Raw genomic sequence first — 20,396 nt, 5'->3', positions numbered from 1 at the left:
GGCCAAACTCGCCGCCCCCACCGCCATCCCGGTGCGAGTCGTCGCCGTCAGCGAAAAAGACGTCCCCCGCTACACCATCGGCATCGGCTCGGTCCTCTCGTTGCACAGCGTCGTAGTGCGCCCACAGATCGACGGCATCCTCACCAAGCTTCTGGTCAAGGAAGGTCAGTTGGTAAAACAAGGCGACCTGCTCGCCACCATCGACGACCGCTCGATCCGCGCCAGCCTCGATCAGGCCCGGGCGCAACTGGGCGAAAGCCAGGCGCAACTGCAAGTCGCCCTGGTCAACCTCAAGCGCTACAAACTGCTCAGCGTCGACGACGGCGTATCGAAGCAGACCTACGACCAGCAGCAGGCACTGGTCAACCAGCTCAAAGCCACCGCCCAGGGCAATCAGGCCGCGATTGACGCGGCACAGGTACAACTTTCCTACACCCAGATTCGCTCCCCGGTCACCGGCCGGGTCGGGATTCGCACGGTCGACGAAGGCAACTTCCTGCGCATGACCGACACCCAGGGCCTGTTCACCGTGACCCAGATCGACCCGATCGCCGTCGAGTTTTCCCTGCCCCAGCAAATGCTGCCGACCCTGCAAGGCCTGATCAGCGACCCGCAGCGCGCACAGGTCAAGGCGTACATCGGCGCCGACACCGACGGCGAAACCGGCAATCTGCTGGGCGAAGGTCACCTGACCCTGATCGACAACCAGATCAATGCCAACACCGGCACCATCCGCGCCAAGGCCGAATTCGACAACCCGAACCAGAAGCTCTGGCCCGGCCTGCTGGTGACGGTAAAGATTCAGACAGCGCTAGATAAAGATGCGCTGGTGGTTCCGCCCACCGTCGTACAACGCGGTCTCGATCAGCACTTCGTGTACCGGGTCAACGGCGACAAGGTTGAAGCGGTGCAGGTGCAGATGGTTTATCAAGGCAGCGGCCAGGACATCATCAAAGGCGTGAAGCCCGGCGACGTATTGGTCAGTGATGGCCAGTCGCGGCTCAAGCCCGGTTCGACCGTGCAGGTCATGAGCGAACCGCCGCAGGTAGTGCAAGCGGAGCCCAAGCCATGAAACAGCACAAAGGCGTTTCGACCTGGTGCATCGATCACCCGGTGGCGACGATTCTGCTGACCATCGCGCTGGTGCTGGTCGGGGTGATTGCCTTCCCGCGCCTGCCGATTGCCCCACTGCCGGAAGCGGAATTTCCTACGATCCAGGTCTCCGCGCAGTTGCCCGGCGCCAGCCCGGACACCATGGCTTCGTCCGTGGCCACGCCGCTGGAGGTGCAGTTCAGCGCCATCCCCGGCATGACCCAGATGACCTCCAGCAGTGCGCTGGGCTCCAGCCTGCTGACCCTGCAATTCACCCTCGACAAGAGCATCGACACCGCCGCCCAGGAAGTGCAGGCCGCGATCAACACCGCCGCCGGCAAACTGCCGAAAGACATGCCGACCCTGCCGACCTGGAAGAAGGTCAACCCGGCCGACAGCCCGGTGCTGATCCTCAGCGTCAGCTCCACGCAAATGCCCGGCACCGAGCTCAGCGACCTTGTGGAAACCCTGCTCGCGCGTCAGATCAGTCAGATCGACGGCGTGGGCCAGATCAACATCACCGGTCAGCAACGTCCGGCAATCCGCGTTCAGGCTTCGGCGGACAAACTGGCGGCCATCGGCCTGACCCTCGCCGATATTCGTGTGGCGATCCAGCAGACCAGCCTCAACCTCGCCAAAGGTGCGCTGTACGGCGATTCGAGCATTTCCACGCTGTCGACCAACGACCAGTTGTTCCACCCCGAGGAATACAGCCAACTCATCGTTTCCTACAAGGACGGCGCCCCGGTTCACCTCAAGGATGTCGCGAAAGTCGTCAACGGTTCGGAGGATGCCTACGTGCAAGCCTGGGCCGGCGATCGACCGGGCGTGAACCTGGTGATCTCCCGCCAGCCCGGCGCCAACATCGTCGAAACCGTAGACCGGATTCAGGCCGCCCTCCCTGGCCTTGAAGCCATGTTGCCAGCCTCGGTGCAGGTCAAGACCCTGATCGACCGCACCCAGACCATCCGCGCCTCGCTGCATGAAGTGGAAATCACCCTGCTGATCGCGATCCTGCTGGTGGTGGCGGTGATGGCGCTGTTCCTGCGCCAGCTGTCGGCGACGATGATTGTCTCGGCGGTGCTCGGCGTATCGCTGACCGCCAGTTTCGCCTTGATGTATTTGCTCGGTTTCAGCCTGAACAACCTGACCCTCGTGGCCATCGTGGTGGCCGTGGGATTCGTGGTCGACGATGCCATCGTGGTGGTGGAAAACATCCACCGTCATCTCGAGGCCGGCGACAGCATGCGCGACGCCGCGATCAAGGGCGCCGGCGAGATCGGTTTCACCGTGGTCTCGATCAGTTTCTCGCTGGTGGCGGCGTTCATTCCGCTGCTGTTCATGGGCGGCGTGGTCGGGCGCCTGTTCAAGGAGTTCGCCCTGACGGCCACTTCGACCATCATGATTTCCGTGGTGGTATCCCTGACACTGGCGCCGACGCTGGCGGCGCTGTTCATGCGCAAACCGGTGCATCACGCCCATGACAAACCGGGCTTCAGCGAACGCCTGCTCGGCTGGTACGAAAAAGGCCTGCGCCGCGCCCTGGCCCACCAGAAACTGATGATCGGCGTGTTCGGCATTTCCGTCGCGCTGGCGATTGGCGGCTACGTGTTTATCCCCAAGGGTTTCTTCCCGGTGCAGGACACCGGTTTCGTCCTCGGCACCACCGAAGCCGCCGCCGATATCTCCTACAGCGACATGGTGAAAAAACACCTGGCAATGGCCGAAATCGTCGCCGCCGACCCGGCTGTCCAGGCGTTTTCCCACTCGGTGGGCGTGTCCGGCAGCAACCAGACCATCGCCAACGGCCGCTTCTGGATTGCCCTGAAAAAACGCGGAGACCGCGATGTTTCGGCCAGCCAGTTCATCGACCGCATTCGTCCGCAACTGATGAAAGTCCCCGGCATCGTGCTTTACCTGCGCGCCGGCCAGGACATCAACCTCAGTTCCGGCCCGAGCCGTGCGCAGTATCAATACGTGCTCAAGAGCAACGACGGGCCGACCCTCGCCACCTGGACCCAGAAACTCACCGAAAAGCTACGTAGCATCCCGGCGTTCCGTGACATTTCCAACGATCTGCAACTGGGCGGCAGCATCACCCACATCAGCATCGACCGCAGCGCCGCCGCGCGTTTCGGCCTGACGGCGAGTGATGTCGACGAGGCGCTGTACGACGCCTTCGGCCAGCGGCAGATCAACGAGTTCCAGACCCAGGTCAACCAGTACAACGTAATTCTGGAGCTGGACACCAAGCAGCGCGGCAAGGCCGAAAGCCTCAACTATTTCTACCTGCGCTCGCCGCTGAGCGGGGAGATGGTGCCGCTGTCGGCGCTGACCCGATTCGACGCACCGACCATCGGCCCGCTGTCCATCGCCCACGACGGCATGTTCCCGGCCGCCAACCTGTCGTTCAACCTGGCGCCAGGTGTGGCACTGGGCGACGCGGTGATTCTGCTCAATCAGGCCAAGGCCGAAATCGGCATGCCGACCGCCATCAGCGGCAACTTCCAGGGCGCGGCCCAGGCGTTCCAGAGTTCGCTGAAAAGTCAGCCGTGGCTGATTCTCGCGGCGCTGGTGGCGGTGTACATCATTCTCGGCGTGCTCTACGAGAGCTTCGTCCATCCGCTGACGATCATCTCGACCTTGCCGGCAGCAGGCCTCGGCGCAGTGATCATGCTGTGGATCTGCGGCCAGGACTTTTCGATCATGGCGCTGATCGGGCTGGTGCTGCTGATTGGTATCGTGAAGAAGAACGGCATCCTGATGATCGATTTCGCCCTCGAAGCGCAGCGTCATCGCGGGCTGTCGCCGCAGGATGCGATTTTCGAGGCGTGTATCACGCGGTTCCGGCCGATCATCATGACCACCCTCGCCGCCCTGCTCGGCGCACTGCCGCTGATGCTCGGCTACGGCACCGGTGCCGAACTGCGCCAACCATTGGGGATAGCGGTTGTGGGCGGCCTGCTGGTCAGCCAGATGCTGACGCTGTTCACCACGCCGGTCATATACTTGTGGCTCGAGCGGCTGTTCCACAAGCCCAAACCTGCGCCCATCGCGGCGCTGGCAACGACAGACTGAGGCGGGTCATGCGCGTTCTGATTATCGAAGACGAAGAGAAAACCGCGGACTACCTGCACCGCGGCCTGACGGAACAGGGTTACACCGTGGATCGGGCCCGCGACGGCGTCGAGGGTCTGCACCTGGCACTGGAAAGCGACTACGCGGTGATCGTCCTCGACGTGATGCTGCCGGGCCTCGATGGCTTCGGCGTACTGCGCGCATTGCGTGCGCGCAAGCAGACGCCGGTGATCATGCTCACCGCCCGCGAGCGGGTCGAAGACCGGATCCGCGGCCTGCGCGACGGCGCCGACGATTACCTCGGCAAACCTTTTTCCTTCCTCGAACTGGTGGCGCGCCTGCAAGCGCTGACCCGGCGCAGTGGCGGTCATGAACCGGTCCAAGTGAGCATCGCCGACCTGTGGATCGATCTGATCAGCCGCAAGGCCACCCGCGCCGGCACCCGGCTGGATCTGACCGCGAAGGAATTTTCGCTGCTCAGCGTGCTGGCCCGGCGTCAGGGCGAAATCCTCTCGAAAACCGCGATTGCGGAAATGGTCTGGGACATCAATTTCGACAGCGACGCCAACGTGGTCGAAGTCGCGATCAAACGCCTGCGAGCCAAGCTCGACGGGCCGTTCGACGAGAAACTGCTGCACACGATCCGCGGCATGGGTTATGTGCTGGAGAGCCGTGGTGTCCAGTAATTCCATCGCCCTGCGCCTGAGCGGAATGTTCACGCTGGTGGCGCTGCTGGTGTTCCTGTTGATCGGCGGCGCGCTGTATCAACAAGTGGACAAAGGCCTGGGTCTGTTGCCGGAAGCGGAACTCGATGCGCGTTACAGCGTGCTTGAGTCCGCGCTCAACCGCTATGGCACCCCCGAGCATTGGGTGAAGATCAACGCCAAGCTCAAGCTGCTGGGCGAAGAAGACAAGCGCATCCGTTTCTGGGTGGTCAGCGGCAATCCGGGCTACGAGTTCGGCGAGCCGGATGCCTTGATTCGCGCGTTTGCCCAAGGCCCGTTGGGCATGCGCGATCTGCAACTGCCCGACCATCCTTATCCGCTGAAAGTGCTGCTCACCGAACTGCCAGCCAAGGATCAACGCCCGCCGCTGCGCTTCATGATCGGCATCGATACCGAGACCTTTCACCAGACCCAGCATCAGTTGCTGATCGCGCTGGTCAGCCTGGCGGTGATCGGCGTGCTGCTGGCATCGGCATTGGGATATTGGGTGGCGCGGATCGGCCTCAAACCACTGATCAAACTGTCCCACGAAGCCCAGCGTCTGGCGCCGCCGTTGCGGGCCGGGCGCCTGCGTCTGTCGCCGTTGCCGCCGGAGCTGGAGCAGTTCGTCGACTCGTTCAACTCGACGCTGGAGCGGGTTGAACAGGCCTATTCGCGGCTCGAATCCTTCAACGCCGACGTCGCCCATGAGCTGCGCTCGCCGCTGACCAACCTGATCGGCCAGACCCAGGTCGCCCTCACTCGCGGGCGCTCCGCCGAGCATTATTTCGAAGTGCTGCAATCCAACCTCGAAGAGCTGGAACGCCTGCGCTCGATCATCAACGACATGCTGTTCCTGGCCAGCGCCGACCAGGGCAGCAAGGCCACCAAACTGACGTCCACCTCGCTGGCCGATGAAGTGGCAACCACCCTCGAATACCTCGACTTCATCCTCGAAGACGCGCAAGTCCAGGTTCGGGTAAGCGGTGATGCGCAAGTGCAGATCGAGATCGCCCATCTGCGCCGGGCCTTGATCAATCTGCTGAGCAACGCGGTACAACACACCGCGCCCGGTCAGGTGATCGAAGTGCAGATCGCGGTCGAGGAACATCAGGTCAGCATCGGCGTGGCCAACCCCGGTTCGCCGATTGCCAGCGAACATTTGCCACGCTTGTTCGAGCGTTTCTACCGGGTCGATGCGTCGCGCAGCAACAGCGGCAACAACCACGGACTGGGGCTGGCGATCGTCAAGGCGATTGCGCTGATGCATGGCGGCGATGTGTTTGTGCGCAGTGATCGCGGGATGAATACTTTCGGGATTCATTTGCCGGTCTGAAAAGCCCCTCACCCTAACCCTCTCCCAGAGGGAGAGGGGACTGACCGAGTTGTTCTTTCGAGTTACGCCGACCTGAAAAATCCAGTCGAACTCAGGCTTTGAAAAGCATGAAGATCGGCTCCCTTTCCCCCTCGCCCCCTTGGGGGAGAGGGCTGGGCGGGCGGCGTTCCGATGAGGGGGTGACTTTTGCTTTTGCTGTAACAGTCATTTATGAAAATCACGCTGTTTCCCAACGCCCGGCAACCTTATCTTTGCCCGCACCAAACAGCACTTGCCAAGCAAGAAGGTTTTCAAGATGTCCAACAGTATGGGTATTGCCAGCGCTTTCGTTTTGTCCTCATTGATCCTGTCGCCGATGGCGATGGCTGAAGAATCGCAGTCGTTCGTAGCGCAAAACGCCGCTCGCGCTCACGCATTCGAACAGCATCAGGCAGAAGTGATGGCCAAGGCTCAAGACGCCACGCAAGCCCCTCAGGCCGCAACTTCCCAGACTCAGGCTTCAGAGAAAGAGAGCTGAGTCGCGCACCGCTCCGTTTCCCTCGACGCGGTTGTTTGGCTCTTCCCGTTCAACCGTCGTCCTTGCAGGCCGCTGATTTTCAGCGGCCTTTTTTCGTTGTGGTCTGTAAGCTGTCCGGTTCGTCTTTAACAATTAGAAACATCCCGCACCTCAAGACATTGAAGTGTCAGTTGACCCCAAGGAGCTTTACCGCACGTGCGTTACCCAGTTCGCTTCATCCCGCTGTTCATTGCAATTGCCGCAACGATTGCCCCCGCCGCCCACGCTGCCGAATCCGAGAAACAGGGTTTCGTTGAAGGCGCGAGTCTCAACCTCAACGCCCGCAACTACTACATGAACCGCAACCGCCTGCAGCAGACGGATGACAACATCGAGTGGGGCCAAGGTTTCCTCGGCAAATTCGAGTCGGGCTACACCGAAGGCACGGTTGGTTTCGGCATCGATGCCCACGCCATGCTCGGTCTCAAACTTGATGGCGGTGGCGGCACCGACAACTCCAGCATCCTGCCGGTCAGTGACGGCAGCGGCAAAGCGCCGGGCTCGTTCTCCACGGCGGGCGGCACTCTGAAAATGCGTGCGTTCGATACCGAGCTGAAGGCCGGCGATCTGTTCCTCGCCAACCCGGTGATCGCCGGTGGCGAGACGCGCATGCTGCCGCAGACCTTTCGCGGCCTCAGCCTGACCAACCACAGCTTCGATGGCTGGATGATCGAAGGCGGCCAGGCCAGCTTCACCAAGCCCTACAACCAGAGCGGCCACAAACGCATCGGCACCTCTTACGGCACCCTCGCCGACGGCGACAAGAGCCAGCACCTGAACTGGGCCGGCGTGGCTTGGAGCGGCGTCGAAGGCCTGACCAGCAGCCTGTACGCGTCCGAGCTGAAGGACATCTGGAACCAGTACTACTACGACCTCGACTACACCTGGGCGCTGAATGACCGGGTGACCCTCAACCCGGGCCTGCACTTCTATCACACCCAAGACACCGGCGACGCGCTGCTGGGCAATATCGACAACAACACCTACAGCCTGCATTTCACCGTCGGTATCGGCAACCACAGCGTTACCGCTGCATACCAGCGGGTCAACGGCAACACGCCGTTCGATTACATCAGCCAGGGTGACAGCGTTTACCTCGACAACTCGCAGCAATACTCGGACTTCAACGGCCCGAACGAGCGCTCGTGGAAACTCAAGTACGCCTACGATTTCGCCGGCGTCGGCCTGTCGGGCCTGACCTCGGCGCTGTCTTACTCGCGCGGCACGCTGGACCTGACCAAGGTCGATCCGGGCAGCAAAGGTTACGCCTTGTGGTACAGCGCCGAAGGCCGCAACGCCAAGCATTGGGAGCGGGACATCGATCTTAAATACGTGGTGCAGAGCGGCCAGGCCAAAGACCTCGCGGTGCATCTGCAATGGGCGACCAACCGTGGCGGCAACGGTTACGGCGCGCTGGATACGGACACAGATGAATACCGTGTGATCATCGACTACCCGATCAACGTCTTCTAAGATCGGCGCTACAGTAAAAGGCCAGCCTGATGCGCTGGCCTTTTTCTTGCCTGTGGCAGCGAAGCGGGTACGACTACGCTTACAAGAATCCCTTACCGAAACCGAACCATGATCGCGAGCCGCACCCCTACCGTTCCCGGCACGACCGGACGCTCCGAGCTGCTGCTGATCCTCGGCAGTCTGCTGAGCGTGATCGCGATTGTGTGCATCGTGACGTTTCTGCTGATCCGCGAACACGCCAACGCGCAGGAATCAGCCACCCGCGGCGCCACCACCATCGCCCAGCTGATCGACGCCGACGTGCTGCGCACCGTCGAGCTGTATGACCTGACGCTGCAAGGGCTGATCGCTGCCGCCCAGCGTGACGACCTGAAAGATGTGTCACCGCAGATTCGCCATCTGGCGTTGTTCGATCGCTCTACTACCGCGCGCTTCAAGGGCGACATCCTGTTGCTCGACAAGCATGGCGAGGTGATCGCCGATTCCTCGCGGGTCGATCCGCTGCCAGGCAATTTCGCCGACCGCGACTACTTCCTCGCCCACGCCTTCAACCGCGACACCGGCATGTTCATCAGCCGTCCGTTCAAACCCCGCTGCGACTGCGATGACGCGAACCAGTGGCGGATCAGTTTCAGCCGGCGCATCTCTTCGGACACCGGCGAGTTTCTGGGCGTGGCCGTGGCGTCGATGAAACTCGATTACTTCGATCAGCTGTTCAACAGTCTCGACATCGGCATCGACAGCACCCTCAACATCATCAACAACGACGGCATCCTGCTGGCGCAGAAGCCTTATCTGCAGAGCGATTCGATCGGCAAGAGCTTTGCTGCCCGGCCCAATGTGGTGCGGATTCTGCGCGACAGCAACGGCAATGGCAGTTTCAACAGCATTTCGAGCATGGATTATCAGCAACGGCTGTACACCTATTCGCGGGTCGGCAATCTGCCGCTGACGGTGATCGTTGCCCTGTCCAGCGAGGAAGTGTTCGGCGCGTGGCGACGCACGGCGATCCTGATCAGCGGCGCCACCGGCGTGCTGTGTGCCGGCCTGCTGTGGCTGACCTGGCTGCTGGCCCGGGAGCTGCGCCTGCGCCAGCGGGCCGAACGCGAACTGGCGCAACTGGCGGCGACCGATGCCCTGACCGGGGTCGCCAACCGGCGGATGCTCGATCAGTCACTGCGTCACGAGTGGTTCCGCGCCCAGCGCTCGGCCAAGCCATTGTCATTGCTGATGATCGATGCCGATCACTTCAAGGCCTTCAACGACCGGCACGGACACCAGGCCGGGGATCAGGCGTTGCGTGAACTCGCGAAGGTAATCACCTCCAATGTGCGGCGGCCGGCGGACCTGGTGGCCCGTTATGGTGGTGAGGAGTTTTCGGTGATCCTCGCGGAAACCGACAGCGTCGGGGCGCAGCAGATCGCCGAGCACATTCGTGCAGCGGTGGAGCAATTGCCGAGCCTGAATAAAGACCAGTCACCGATGACCGTGAGCGTCGGTATCAGTACCTGGACGGCGACGAGCGAAATCAGTCTGGAGCAGCTGTTGTTCGCGGCGGACAAGGCGTTGTATCAGGCCAAGGAAGGTGGGCGAAACCGGGTCGTCGTGTCCTGAGAACAGACATAAAAAAAGGCCACCCAAAGGTGGCCTTCAAAAAACTAGAGAGGTTTTTTACTTACACCGCCGCAACCGGGCGCATGTAAGAGATTGGTGCAGTGCTGGCGTCTTCGAACGTCACGACTTCCCAGGCATCTTTTTGCTCAATCAACTTGCGCAGCAGCTGGTTGTTCAGTGCGTGGCCGGACTTGAAGCCCTTGAACTCACCAATCAGGCTGTTGCCCAGCAGGTACAGGTCGCCAATCGCATCGAGGATCTTGTGCTTCACGAATTCGTCTTCGTAGCGAAGGCCGTCTTCGTTCAGTACGCCATCGGCATCGACCACGATCGCGTTTTCCACGCTGCCGCCGAGTGCGAGGTTGTGCTTGCGCAGGTACTCGATGTCACTCATGAAACCGAAAGTACGGGCGCGGCTGACTTCTTTTACGAACGAAGTGCTGGAAAAATCCACGCTTGCACTTTGGGTGCGGTCCCGGAAAACCGGGTGATCGAAATCGATCTCGAAGCTCACCTTGAACCCTTCGAAAGGGACGAAAGTGGCGCGCTTGTCGCCGTCTTCCACTGTCACTTCACGCAGGATGCGGATGAATTTCTTGGCGGCGTCCTGTTCTTCCAGGCCAGCCGATTGAATCAGGAATACGAAAGGTCCTGCGCTGCCATCCATGATCGGGACTTCAGACGCGGAGAGCTCGACGTAGGCGTTATCGATGCCCAGGCCAGCCATGGCCGAGAGCAAGTGCTCCACCGTGTCTACCTTCACGTCACCGTTGACCAGCGTCGTCGACATGGTTGTCTCGCCGACGTTGGCCGCACGAGCCGGTATCTCGACAACCGGATCGAGATCGGCACGACGAAAGACGATCCCGGTGTCGACAGGTGCAGGCTTGAGGGTCAGGTAAACCTTCTCCCCGGAGTGCAGACCTACACCGGTGGCACGGATAATATTTTTCAGTGTGCGTTGTTTAATCATGGCATGGGCCGCTTCAGCGCAAATTGCGAACTGGTATCAACAAAGGCTGGCGATGATAGCAGACCGAGCCTTTGCTGAACACCAATCACCTGAATACCCCTGATACATTTCATCAATCGGCCTGACGACGCAGGAAAGCCGGGATGTCCAGGTAGTCCAGGTCATCTTGCGGATTCATCTTCGCGGCAGTCGCAGCACCGGCCTGAGCCTGGTTGCGCATGACGGTCGGACGGTCCAGGTCACGGTAGTTCACCGCAGGCTGTTCCTGACGAGCGGGTGCCGGTTGCTGCACTTGAGCAGCCGCCATCGAGGTGTGAACGGTGTTGTCGATGACCTTCACAGGCTTCTCGATTTTCGCGCCCAGACCAGTGGCAACCACGGTCACGTGCAGTTCGTCGCGCATGTCCGGATCGATAACGGTACCGACCTTGACCATCGCGTGCTCGGAAGCGAAGGCTTCGATGATCGAACCCACGTCGGAGTACTCACCCAGGGACAGGTCAGGACCGGCAGTGATGTTCACCAGGATGCCGCGTGCGCCTTGCAGGTTCACGTCTTCCAGCAGCGGGTTGCGGATGGCCGCTTCGGTCGCTTCACGTGCACGGTTCGGACCGCTGGCGCAGCCAGTGCCCATCATCGCCATGCCCATTTCGCTCATCACGGTGCGTACGTCGGCGAAGTCGACGTTGATCATGCCCGGACGCTTGATGATGTCGGAGATACCGCGAACGGCACCGGCCAGTACATCGTCAGCCTTGGCGAAAGCCGACAGCAGGCTTGCGTCCTTGCCGAGGATGGTCAGCAGTTTTTCGTTCGGAATGGTGATCAGCGAGTCGACGCTTTCCGAGAGCATGCGGATGCCTTCATCGGCGATCTGCATACGCTTGCGGCCTTCGAACGGGAACGGACGGGTCACGACCGCAACGGTCAGGATGCCCATTTCCTTGGCCACTTCGGCGATGATCGGCGCAGCACCGGTACCGGTACCGCCGCCCATGCCGGTGGTGATGAACACCATGTTGGTGCCGGCCAGCACTTCAGCGATGCGCTCGCGATCTTCCAGCGCAGCCTGACGGCCGACTTCCGGGTTGGCGCCGGCGCCCAGGCCTTTGGTCACACCGGTGCCCAGTTGCAGAATGGTGCGCGCGCCGATGTTTTTCAGCGCTTGAGCATCGGTGTTGGCGCAGATGAATTCCACGCCTTCGATGTTGCTCTTGACCATGTGGTTGACAGCGTTGCCGCCGCCACCGCCAACACCGATAACTTTGATTACCGGGCTTGCGGGGATGTTGTCTACGAGTTCGAACATTTTCCCTCTCCTTACATTCTCTAGTTTTTTCGCCTACTGCTGTTTGTTGCGGTGCTGCGGTAAAGCGTTAGAAGTTGCCTTGAACCCACTTCTTCAAACGGTCCAGCAACGGCGCCTGCGGCTCATCGTTGCTGTAGCTGTCGCGGCTGCCGATGCCCGAGAACGAGATCCCGTCGGACTGCTTCTGCAGGCCGTACATCAACAAGCCAACGCCAGTGGAATAAATCGGGTTGCGTACCACGTCATCCAGGCCTTTCACGCCATGCGGCACGCCCAGGCGGACCGGCATGTGGAAGATTTCTTCGGCCAGCTCGGTGGCACCTTCCATCTTCGAGGTACCACCGGTGAGCACGATGCCGGCCGGGATCAGGTCTTCGTAGCCGCTGCGACGCAGCTCGGCCTGGATCAGGGTGAACAGTTCGTCGTAACGCGGCTCGACCACTTCGGCCAGGGCCTGACGGGACAGTTCGCGCGGCGGACGGTCGCCGACGCTCGGCACCTTGATGGTCTCGCCGGCACCGGCCAGTTTGGCCAGCGCGCAGGCGTAGCGGATCTTGATCTCTTCGGCGTACTGGGTCGGGGTGCGCAACGCCATGGCGATGTCGTTGGTCACCTGGTCACCGGCAATCGGGATCACGGCCGTGTGGCGGATCGCGCCTTCGGTGAAGATCGCGATGTCGGTGGTGCCGCCGCCGATGTCGACCAGGCACACGCCCAGCTCTTTTTCGTCGTCGGTCAGGACCGAGTAGGCCGAGGCCAGTTGCTCGAGAATGATGTCGTCGATTTCCAGACCGCAGCGACGCACGCATTTTTCAATGTTCTGTGCGGCGTTTACGGCGCAGGTGACCACGTGAACCTTGGCTTCCAGACGTACGCCGGACATGCCCAGCGGCTCGCGCACGCCTTCCTGGTTATCGATCACGTAATCCTGCGGCAGGGTGTGCAGCACACGCTGGTCGGCCGGGATCGCCACCGCCTGGGCGGCGTCGAGTACGCGCTCCAGGTCAGCCGAGCTGACTTCGCGATCACGAATCGCCACGATGCCGTGGGAGTTCAGGCTGCGAATGTGATTGCCCGCCACGCCGACGAACGCCGAGTGAATGCGGCAGCCCGCCATCAGTTGAGCTTCTTCGATCGCGCGCTGGATCGACTGCACGGTGGACTCGATGTTGACCACCACGCCTTTTTTCAGGCCGCGGGACGGATGAGTGCCGATCCCGACGATTTCCAGCGAGCCGTCGTCCGCAACCTCGCCGACCAGCGCCACCACCTTGGAGGTGCCGATATCGAGACCGACGATCATTTTGCCGCTTTGCACGTTTGCCATGGGTCCTGCCTCTTCTTAATTCTTTGCGACAGCGGGTTGGGCTGTCGTCGGCGCTACTGGTTCCCGCCAGCCAACAGCGAGGCCGTTGGCGTAGCGCAGATCGATGCGCGCAATGTTCGTAATCTGTTCTTTGAGCGTCTTGTCATAGATGGCAATGAAGCGGCGCATCTTTTCCACCAGGTTGCCGCGTCCCAGCAGCAGCTCGATCCCGGGGCCGGAACTGCCGGCACCGGTGGTCAGGAACCAGCTGCCGCGTTCACGCAGCTCGAGCCGCGCAATCGAGAAGCCCAATGGCCGGAGCATCTGGCTCAGCACCTGGTATTGCTGCATCACTTGCTGCTGGGCCCGCTGCGGACCGAACAGCTGCGGCAGGTGTTCGTAGTTCGCCAGTTCCTTGGGCGTGAACGCCTGGCCCTGGTTGTTGAGCAACGACTCGTCGCCCCAACGGGCCACCGGCAGTTGCTCTTCGAGGCGGATCACCACCTGGTCCGGCCACACCCGACGTACTTCGGCGTGGGCGATCCACGGCATCTGCTCCAGCTCGGTGCGCATGCTCGCCAGATCGATGGTGAAGAAGCTCGACGCCACGTAAGGGGCGATCCGCTGCTGCACCGCTTGCTGGCTGATGTAACTCAGGTCGCCCTGCACCGCGATCTTGGTGATCGGCCGGTCGGCGTACGGCAGCAAACGCTGTGCGCCTTCGTAAGTGCCGAACCCCAGGGCCACCAGCAGCACCGGCCAGAACAGACCTTTCAAAAAGCCGAAGTTGGCTTTTGGCAGGCGCGCGGACATCGGCTCTTTGGCCACCATTCGGCTGGCACCCCGCGGCACCGGCTTGCGGCCGGGTGCGGGTGGCTGATGTCTGAGATGAGCGCCTTGCATGGTCTTAACCTCGCGCCTCTTTCTTGCCGTCGGCATCGACACTGGCGGCCAGAATGGCCAGAACCAGTTGCTGGAAATCCAGACCGGCCGCTTTCGCCGCCATCGGTACCAGGCTGTGATCGGTCATGCCGGGAGCGGTGTTGACTTCCAGGAACCAGAATTTGCCGTCGGCGTCCTGCATCACGTCCGCCCTGCCCCAACCGGCAATACCCAGCGCCTCGCAGGCTTGCGCCGTGAGGTCCATGAGTTCTTTTTCCTTGGCTGCATCGAGCCCGCACGGAATCCGATACTGGGTATCGTTGGCGATGTACTTGGCGTCGTAGTCGTAGAACGTGTGTGGCGTACCCAGGGCGATGGGAGGCAACACCTGGTCACGCAGGGTGGCGATGGTGAACTCCGGACCGTGGATCCATTGCTCGACCAACACTTGCGAATCGTAGGTACTGGCCGCTTTCCATGCGTCGATCAACTCGGACGCAGAACTCACTTTGGCCATCCCGATACTTGAACCTTCATGCGCCGGTTTGACGATCAAAGGGAAGCCCAGTTCCGTCGCTGCCGAAATACAATCGGCCTCGCTGCGCAGCACGGCGTGACGCGGCGTCGGAATCCCCAGCGTGTGCCAGACCTGCTTGGTGCGCAGCTTGTCCATCGCCAGCGCCGAAGCCAGGATGCCGCTGCCGGTGTACGGAATGCCGGCCACTTCGAGCAGGCCCTGCATGCTGCCGTCTTCACCGCCGCGACCGTGGAGGATGATGAACGCGCGGTCGATCTTTTCGCTCAGCAGGCGCTGCAGAATATCGGCGCCGACGTCGATGCCGAACGCGTCCACACCCGCGCTTTGCAGCGCAGTGAGCACAGCGTTGCCGGACTTCAACGAAACTTCACGCTCGGCACTCAGGCCACCGAACAGCACGGCCACACGGCCGAAGTCCTTCGGGGCGATGGTGGAGAACAGGTTGGCGTAGGCAGCAGTCATTTCAACTTCCCCTCGACCGATGCCGCCACGGCACCGGCGAACAACTCGCTTTTCAACAGTTTCGGTGCGAGGCCGCCGATGTCACCGGCGCCCTGGCACAGCAGAATGTCGCCGGCACGCAGCAGCGGCTTGACCACCGGCGCCAGGTCGACGCCGCGCTCGATGTAGATCGGGTCGAGCTGACCGCGCTGACGGATGCTGTTGCACAGCTTGCGGCTGTCGGCACCCGGGATCGGCTCTTCGCCGGCCGGATAAACTTCCATCAGCAACAGCACGTTGGCATCGGCCAGTACATTGACGAAATCGTCGTACAGGTCGCGGGTGCGGCTGTAGCGGTGCGGCTGGTAGACCATCACCAGGCGGCGCTCAGGCCAGCCACCGCGCACGGCTTTGATCACGGCTGCGACTTCGGTCGGGTGGTGACCGTAATCGTCGACCAGCATCACGCTGCCGCCGTCCACCGGCAGTTCGCCGTAAACCTGGAAGCGCCGACCGACACCCTGGAACCCGGACAGACCCTGGACGATGGCTTCATCGCTGACGCCTTCGTCGGTAGCGATGCAGATGGTCGCCAGGGAGTTGAGCACGTTGTGGTTGCCCGGCATGTTCACGGACACATCAAGAGGCTCGCGATCAGGGCGCAGCACGGTAAAGAAGGTCTGCATGCCCTGCTGACGAACATTGATCGCGCGCACGTCGGCGTCTTCGCTGAAGCCATAGGTCACGGTCGGACGCTTGACCAGCGGCAGGATTTCACGCACCACCGGATCGTCCAGGCACATCACCGCCAGACCGTAGAACGGCAGGTTGTGCAGGAACTCGACGAAGGTTTTTTTCAGCTTGTTGAAGTCACCGTCGTAAGTCGCCATGTGGTCGGCGTCGATGTTGGTGACCACGGCCACCAGCGGTTGCAGGTGCAGGAAGCTTGCGTCGCTTTCATCGGCTTCGGCGATCAGGTAACGGCTGGTGCCGAGCTGGGCATTGGTGCCCGCGGCATTCAGACGGCCACCGATGACGAAAGTCGGATCCAGGCCACCGGCCGCGAACACCGAAGCGATCAGGCTGGTAGTGGTGGTCTTGCCATGAGTACCGGCGACGGCGATGCCGTGACGGTAGCGCATCAGTTCGGCGAGCATTTCGGCACGCGGCACCACCGGGATGCGGCGTTCCAGCGCAGTCGCCACTTCCGGGTTGGAAGTATTGACGGCGCTCGACACCACCAGCACATCGGCGGCTGCGGCGTTCTCGGCACGGTGGCCAATGAAGATCTGCGCACCGAAGGATTCCAGGCGCTCGGTCACCGGCGAAGCTTTCAGGTCGGAACCGGACACTTCATAGCCCAGGTTCAGCAGCACTTCGGCGATGCCGCACATGCCCACGCCGCCGATCCCGACGAAGTGGATGCGACGGATGCGGCGCATTTCCGGTTGCGGCATGGCTTTCTGATTCTCAACCATGGGCCACCTCCAGACAGGTATCGACCACGCTGCGGGTGGCTTCGGGTTTCGCCAGACGGCGGGCCGCTTGGGCCATTTGTTCGAGTCGTTGCGGTTGCATCAAGACCTCTGTCAGGCGCGCGGCAAGGTCCGCGGCACCAGTCGTTCTTTGCGGCATCAGGAAGGCAGCGCCTTCACGGGCCAAATAATCGGCGTTGCGGGTCTGGTGATCGTCGATCGCATGGGGCAACGGCACCAGCATCGAGGGCAGACCGGCGGCAGCCAGTTCGCTGATGGTCAATGCGCCGGCGCGGCACACCACCAGGTCAGCCCAGCCATAGGCCTGGGCCATGTCTTTGATGAACGGCTGCACCTGCGCGTCCACGCCGGCGGCGCGGTAGCGCTCTGCAGTCACTTCATCGTGGTTTCTGCCAGCCTGATGGAACACTTCCGGACGCAAGTCGACATCGACTTGTGCCAGGGCTTCAGGCAGCAACTTGTTCAACGGTTCTGCGCCCAGGCTTCCGCCCAGGATCAGCAAACGCGCCTTGCGTCCGGCCAGGGCCGGGCGCGGTGTTTCGAGGAACAGCTCGCTGCGCACCGGGTTACCGGTGGTACGGCGGCTGTCCGACAGGGTAAAGGTGTCGGGGAAGGCTTCACACACCCGGGCGGCGAACGGCACCAGCAACCGATTGGCGGTGCCGGCCACGGCGTTCTGCTCATGAACGATCACCGGCACGCCGGCCAGTTTGGCGGCAAGACCACCGGGACCGGTCACATAGCCGCCGAATCCGACCACGCACACCGGACGCAAGCGGCGAATGATCGCCCGCGCCTGCCACACCGATTTCAGCAGCATGAACGGCGCCTTGAGCAGCGACAGCTTGCCCTTGCCGCGCAGGCCAGTGGCGTTGATACGGTGCAGTTCAAGACCCGCCGCCGGCACCAGATCGTTTTCGATCCCGCGCGGCGTGCCGAGCCAGTGCACGGTATAGCCGCGCGCCTGGAATTCGCGGGCACAGGCCAGCGCCGGGAACACGTGGCCACCGGTGCCGCCGGCCATGATCAATACGTTAGCGCCCATGGTTCGGCTCCTCGGCGAAGTCGCTCTCATGGAATTCCATCTCTTCACTGCCCAGGTGGGTCCGGCTCTCCCACTCGATCCTCAGCAACAGGCCAAGGCAGGCGCAGCAGATCACCAGGGAACTGCCGCCATAACTGAGGAACGGCAAGGTCAGGCCCTTGGTCGGCAACAGGCCGACATTCACACCGATGTTGATCAGGAACTGGCCGATCCACAGGAACGACAGGCCGTAGGCAACATAAGCGGCAAAAAACTGTTTGGCTTTCTCGGCCCACAGACCGATGTACATGCCGCGAATACACACGAACACGAACAGTGCCACGGTGCACAGCGAGCCCACGGCGCCAAGCTCTTCGGCCAGAACCGAGAACACGAAGTCGGTGTGGGCTTCCGGCAGGTAGAACTGCTTCTGCACGCTGTTGCCCAGGCCAACGCCCAGCCATTCACCGCGACCGAACGCGATCAAGGCTTGCGACAATTGATAACCGGCGCCGAACTGGTCGGCCCACGGGTCGGCGAAGTTGGTCAGACGCGCCATCCGGTACGGCTGCATCTGAATCAGCAACACCACCGCACCGACGGCCAGCACCACCATCAGCGAGAACCGGAACAGCCCGACCCCGCCGAGGAACAGCATCGCCGCCGCGGCGCCCATCATCACGACGGTGGCACCGAAGTCCGGCTCCATCAGCAACAGGCCCGCCATTGGCAGCAGCACGATGAACGGCTTGAAGAAGCCCATCCAGCTCTCGCGCACTTCTTTCTGACGACGCACCAGATAACCGGCGAGGTAGATCACCACGAACACCTTGGCGATCTCGGACGGCTGAACGTTGAAGAAGCTGAAACCGATCCAGCGCATCGAGCCGTTCACCTCACGGCCGATCCCCGGGATGATCACCATCACCAGCAGACCGAACGCACCGATCAGCATCAGCCAGCCCAGCCGCTGCCAGGTGGCGATCGGGATCATCATGGTGACGACGCACGCGCCCAGGCCCAGCACCACGTAGATCAGGTGACGGGTCATGTAATAAAGAGCACTGCCCGACTGCGCCGCGCCGACTTCTGTCGATGCCGAAGCGATCATGATCAGGCCCAGACCGAGCAACGCCAGGCAACCGGCGAGCATCGGGAAGTCGAGGTCGATCCCGCGTCCGGTGATCAGCGGCGACGGGTATGGCTTGATGATGTTTCTCAAGCTCATGCCAGATCCTCCACGGCGCGGACGAACTGGTGACCACGGTCTTCGTAGTTCTTGAACATGTCGAAACTGGCGCAGGCCGGCGACAGCAGCACGACGTCACCCGGTTGGGCGGCGGCGCGGCATTGGGCGACCGCATCGACCAGCGTGGTCGCGCGAATCAGCGGCACGGCATCGCCGATCGCTTCGCCGATCTTGTCGGAATCGCGGCCCATCAGGATCACGGCGCGGCAATGGGCCGCCACCGGATCGCGCAGGTCCTTGAAGTCGGCGCCCTTGCCGTCGCCACCGGCGATCAGCACGACCTTGCCGTCGATGTCCGCACCCAGGCCTTCGATGGCAGCCAGAGCGGCGCCGACGTTGGTGGCTTTGGAATCGTTGTAGTAACCGACGCCGTCCAGATCACGCACCCACTGGCAACGGTGTTCGAGACCGGCGAAGGTGCGCAGCGCTGCCAGCATGGCGTCGAACGGCAGCCCGACCGCGTGGCCGAGCGCCAGCGCCGCCAGGGCGTTGGACTGGTTGTGGGCGCCGCGAATCTTCAATTCGCGCACCGGCATCAGGTTCTGGAATTCAAAGGCCAGGTATTTCTCGCCATTCTCTTCACGCAGGCCGAATGCCTTGAAATCGGGTTTGGTCAGGCCGAAGGTCCAGCACGGCTGGCCCTCGCCCATCAGCGGCCGGGTCAAGGCGTCTTGACGGTTGACCACGAACTGCTTCGCACCACGGAAGATCCGGTGCTTGGCCAGGTGATAGGCCGGCAGACCGCTGTAGCGGTCCATGTGGTCTTCGCTGATGTTGAGCACGGTCGCCACTTCGGCGTTGAGCTGGTCGGTGGTTTCCAGCTGGAAGCTCGACAGCTCCATCACGTACAGCTCGACGTCATCGCTGAGCAGATCCAGCGCCGGCGTACCGAGGTTGCCGCCCACGGCCACGCGTTTGCCGGCCGCAGCCGCCATCTCGCCGACCAGGGTGGTGACGGTGCTTTTCGCGTTGGAACCGCTGATGGCCACGATCGGCGCCTTCGCGTTGCGCGCGAACAGCTCGATGTCGCCGGACAGCTTCACGCCACGGGCCGCGGCGGCTTGCAGGGCCGGGGTCGCCAGCGCCAGGCCGGGGCTCACGTAGAGCTCGTCGGCACGGCACAGGAATTCGACGTCCAGCTCGCCACAACGCACTTCCACGTGCGGATAGTCACGCTGGAGCGTGGCCAGTTCCGGTGGATTTTCCCGCGTATCGGCCACGGCAAACGCCACGCCCCGGTTCGCCAGGAAGCGAACCAGGGACATGCCGCTCTTGCCGAGGCCGACAACGATGCGGAAGTGGTCAGAAGCGATCAGAGACACTCG

16 protein-coding genes are annotated in these 20,396 nt (G+C 62.1%); 7 read left to right on the top strand and 9 right to left on the bottom strand.

Annotated elements, in window-relative coordinates; translation table 11 throughout:
* From AC07XZ_RS22130 to AC07XZ_RS22100, 7 genes are all read left to right on the top strand, one after another.
* Positions 1–1,072, top strand: a 1,072-nt coding sequence (locus tag AC07XZ_RS22130) for an efflux RND transporter periplasmic adaptor subunit (protein ID WP_102687558.1), incomplete at its 5' end; no start/stop codon positions are given.
* Positions 1,069–4,170 (top strand): multidrug efflux RND transporter permease subunit, encoded by a 3,102-nt coding sequence (locus tag AC07XZ_RS22125; RefSeq protein ID WP_102687557.1) that lies wholly within the window; start codon positions 1,069–1,071, stop codon positions 4,168–4,170. The genes AC07XZ_RS22130 and AC07XZ_RS22125, both read left to right, overlap by 4 nt.
* Positions 4,171–4,178: 8 nt before the next feature.
* Positions 4,179–4,856, top strand: coding sequence for a heavy metal response regulator transcription factor (locus tag AC07XZ_RS22120; RefSeq protein ID WP_011335857.1), 678 nt, complete (start codon positions 4,179–4,181; stop codon positions 4,854–4,856).
* Entirely contained in the window at positions 4,846–6,210 is a 1,365-nt protein-coding gene (locus tag AC07XZ_RS22115; RefSeq protein WP_102687556.1) for a heavy metal sensor histidine kinase, read from the top strand. The genes AC07XZ_RS22120 and AC07XZ_RS22115 overlap by 11 nt, the downstream gene beginning before the upstream one ends.
* Before the next feature lie 295 nt (positions 6,211–6,505).
* Positions 6,506–6,727 carry a hypothetical protein gene (locus AC07XZ_RS22110; RefSeq protein WP_085745348.1) on the top strand — a complete coding sequence of 74 codons (222 nt, stop codon included), beginning with the start codon at positions 6,506–6,508 and terminating at the stop codon, positions 6,725–6,727.
* Between the two features lie 195 nt (positions 6,728–6,922).
* Positions 6,923–8,239, top strand: coding sequence for an OprD family porin (locus AC07XZ_RS22105; RefSeq protein WP_102687555.1), 1,317 nt, complete (start codon positions 6,923–6,925; stop codon positions 8,237–8,239).
* A gap of 108 nt (positions 8,240–8,347) precedes the next feature.
* The gene (locus AC07XZ_RS22100) at positions 8,348–9,853 is read left to right on the top strand and encodes a sensor domain-containing diguanylate cyclase (protein ID WP_102687554.1); all 1,506 of its coding nucleotides are present in this window, start codon (positions 8,348–8,350) and stop codon (positions 9,851–9,853) included.
* A 61-nt stretch (positions 9,854–9,914) separates the two neighbouring features.
* Here AC07XZ_RS22100 and lpxC read toward each other — a convergent pair whose 3' ends face one another.
* The 9 genes from lpxC to murD form a co-directional block, all read right to left on the bottom strand.
* A complete protein-coding gene (lpxC, locus tag AC07XZ_RS22095) occupies positions 9,915–10,826 on the bottom strand; it encodes a UDP-3-O-acyl-N-acetylglucosamine deacetylase (protein WP_007956752.1) in 912 nt (303 codons plus the stop codon).
* Between the two features lie 112 nt (positions 10,827–10,938).
* On the bottom strand, positions 10,939–12,135 hold the full coding sequence (gene ftsZ / locus AC07XZ_RS22090) for a cell division protein FtsZ (RefSeq protein WP_007956754.1): 1,197 nt from the start codon (positions 12,133–12,135) through the stop codon (positions 10,939–10,941).
* A 67-nt stretch (positions 12,136–12,202) separates the two neighbouring features.
* Positions 12,203–13,462, bottom strand: a complete 1,260-nt coding sequence (ftsA, locus tag AC07XZ_RS22085; RefSeq protein WP_007956755.1) for a cell division protein FtsA — start codon at positions 13,460–13,462, stop codon at positions 12,203–12,205.
* 15 nt (positions 13,463–13,477) lie between these two features.
* Positions 13,478–14,344: a cell division protein FtsQ/DivIB gene (locus AC07XZ_RS22080; protein ID WP_039766241.1), complete on the bottom strand. Its 867-nt coding sequence runs from the start codon at positions 14,342–14,344 to the stop codon at positions 13,478–13,480.
* A 4-nt stretch (positions 14,345–14,348) separates the two neighbouring features.
* Positions 14,349–15,323 (bottom strand): D-alanine--D-alanine ligase, encoded by a 975-nt coding sequence (locus AC07XZ_RS22075; RefSeq protein WP_007956758.1) that lies wholly within the window; start codon positions 15,321–15,323, stop codon positions 14,349–14,351.
* Positions 15,320–16,780 (bottom strand): UDP-N-acetylmuramate--L-alanine ligase, encoded by a 1,461-nt coding sequence (gene murC, locus AC07XZ_RS22070; protein ID WP_102687553.1) that lies wholly within the window; start codon positions 16,778–16,780, stop codon positions 15,320–15,322. The genes AC07XZ_RS22075 and murC overlap by 4 nt, the downstream gene beginning before the upstream one ends.
* Positions 16,773–17,843, bottom strand: coding sequence for an undecaprenyldiphospho-muramoylpentapeptide beta-N-acetylglucosaminyltransferase (gene murG / locus AC07XZ_RS22065; protein ID WP_102687552.1), 1,071 nt, complete (start codon positions 17,841–17,843; stop codon positions 16,773–16,775). The genes murC and murG overlap by 8 nt, the downstream gene beginning before the upstream one ends.
* A complete protein-coding gene (gene ftsW, locus AC07XZ_RS22060) occupies positions 17,833–19,050 on the bottom strand; it encodes a putative lipid II flippase FtsW (protein ID WP_007956765.1) in 1,218 nt (405 codons plus the stop codon). The genes murG and ftsW overlap by 11 nt, the downstream gene beginning before the upstream one ends.
* Positions 19,047–20,393 carry a UDP-N-acetylmuramoyl-L-alanine--D-glutamate ligase gene (gene murD, locus AC07XZ_RS22055; protein WP_039766248.1) on the bottom strand — a complete coding sequence of 449 codons (1,347 nt, stop codon included), beginning with the start codon at positions 20,391–20,393 and terminating at the stop codon, positions 19,047–19,049. Before murD ends, ftsW begins: the two co-directional genes overlap by 4 nt.
* Between the last annotated feature and the right edge of the window lie 3 nt (positions 20,394–20,396).

The organism is Pseudomonas sp. GW458-11-26-14-LB4, assembly GCF_059423925.1.
Note: the sequence above shows the minus strand (reverse complement) of the source record. Positions and strands in the feature narration are given on the sequence as shown.

Bases quoted from the DNA above. Each gene is read 5' to 3' on its own strand.
- ftsW (WP_007956765.1), bottom strand. From the start codon at position 19,050: ATGAGCTTGAGAAACATCATCAAGCCATACCCGTCGCCGCTGATCACC.
- AC07XZ_RS22125 (WP_102687557.1), top strand. From the start codon at position 1,069: ATGAAACAGCACAAAGGCGTTTCGACCTGGTGCATCGATCACCCGGTG.
- AC07XZ_RS22100 (WP_102687554.1), top strand. From the start codon at position 8,348: ATGATCGCGAGCCGCACCCCTACCGTTCCCGGCACGACCGGACGCTCC.
- ftsA (WP_007956755.1), bottom strand. From the start codon at position 13,462: ATGGCAAACGTGCAAAGCGGCAAAATGATCGTCGGTCTCGATATCGGC.
- murC (WP_102687553.1), bottom strand. From the start codon at position 16,780: ATGGTTGAGAATCAGAAAGCCATGCCGCAACCGGAAATGCGCCGCATC.
- lpxC (WP_007956752.1), bottom strand. From the start codon at position 10,826: ATGATTAAACAACGCACACTGAAAAATATTATCCGTGCCACCGGTGTA.
- AC07XZ_RS22120 (WP_011335857.1), top strand. From the start codon at position 4,179: ATGCGCGTTCTGATTATCGAAGACGAAGAGAAAACCGCGGACTACCTG.
- ftsZ (WP_007956754.1), bottom strand. From the start codon at position 12,135: ATGTTCGAACTCGTAGACAACATCCCCGCAAGCCCGGTAATCAAAGTT.
- AC07XZ_RS22075 (WP_007956758.1), bottom strand. From the start codon at position 15,323: ATGACTGCTGCCTACGCCAACCTGTTCTCCACCATCGCCCCGAAGGAC.
- murG (WP_102687552.1), bottom strand. From the start codon at position 17,843: ATGGGCGCTAACGTATTGATCATGGCCGGCGGCACCGGTGGCCACGTG.
- AC07XZ_RS22080 (WP_039766241.1), bottom strand. From the start codon at position 14,344: ATGCAAGGCGCTCATCTCAGACATCAGCCACCCGCACCCGGCCGCAAG.
- AC07XZ_RS22110 (WP_085745348.1), top strand. From the start codon at position 6,506: ATGTCCAACAGTATGGGTATTGCCAGCGCTTTCGTTTTGTCCTCATTG.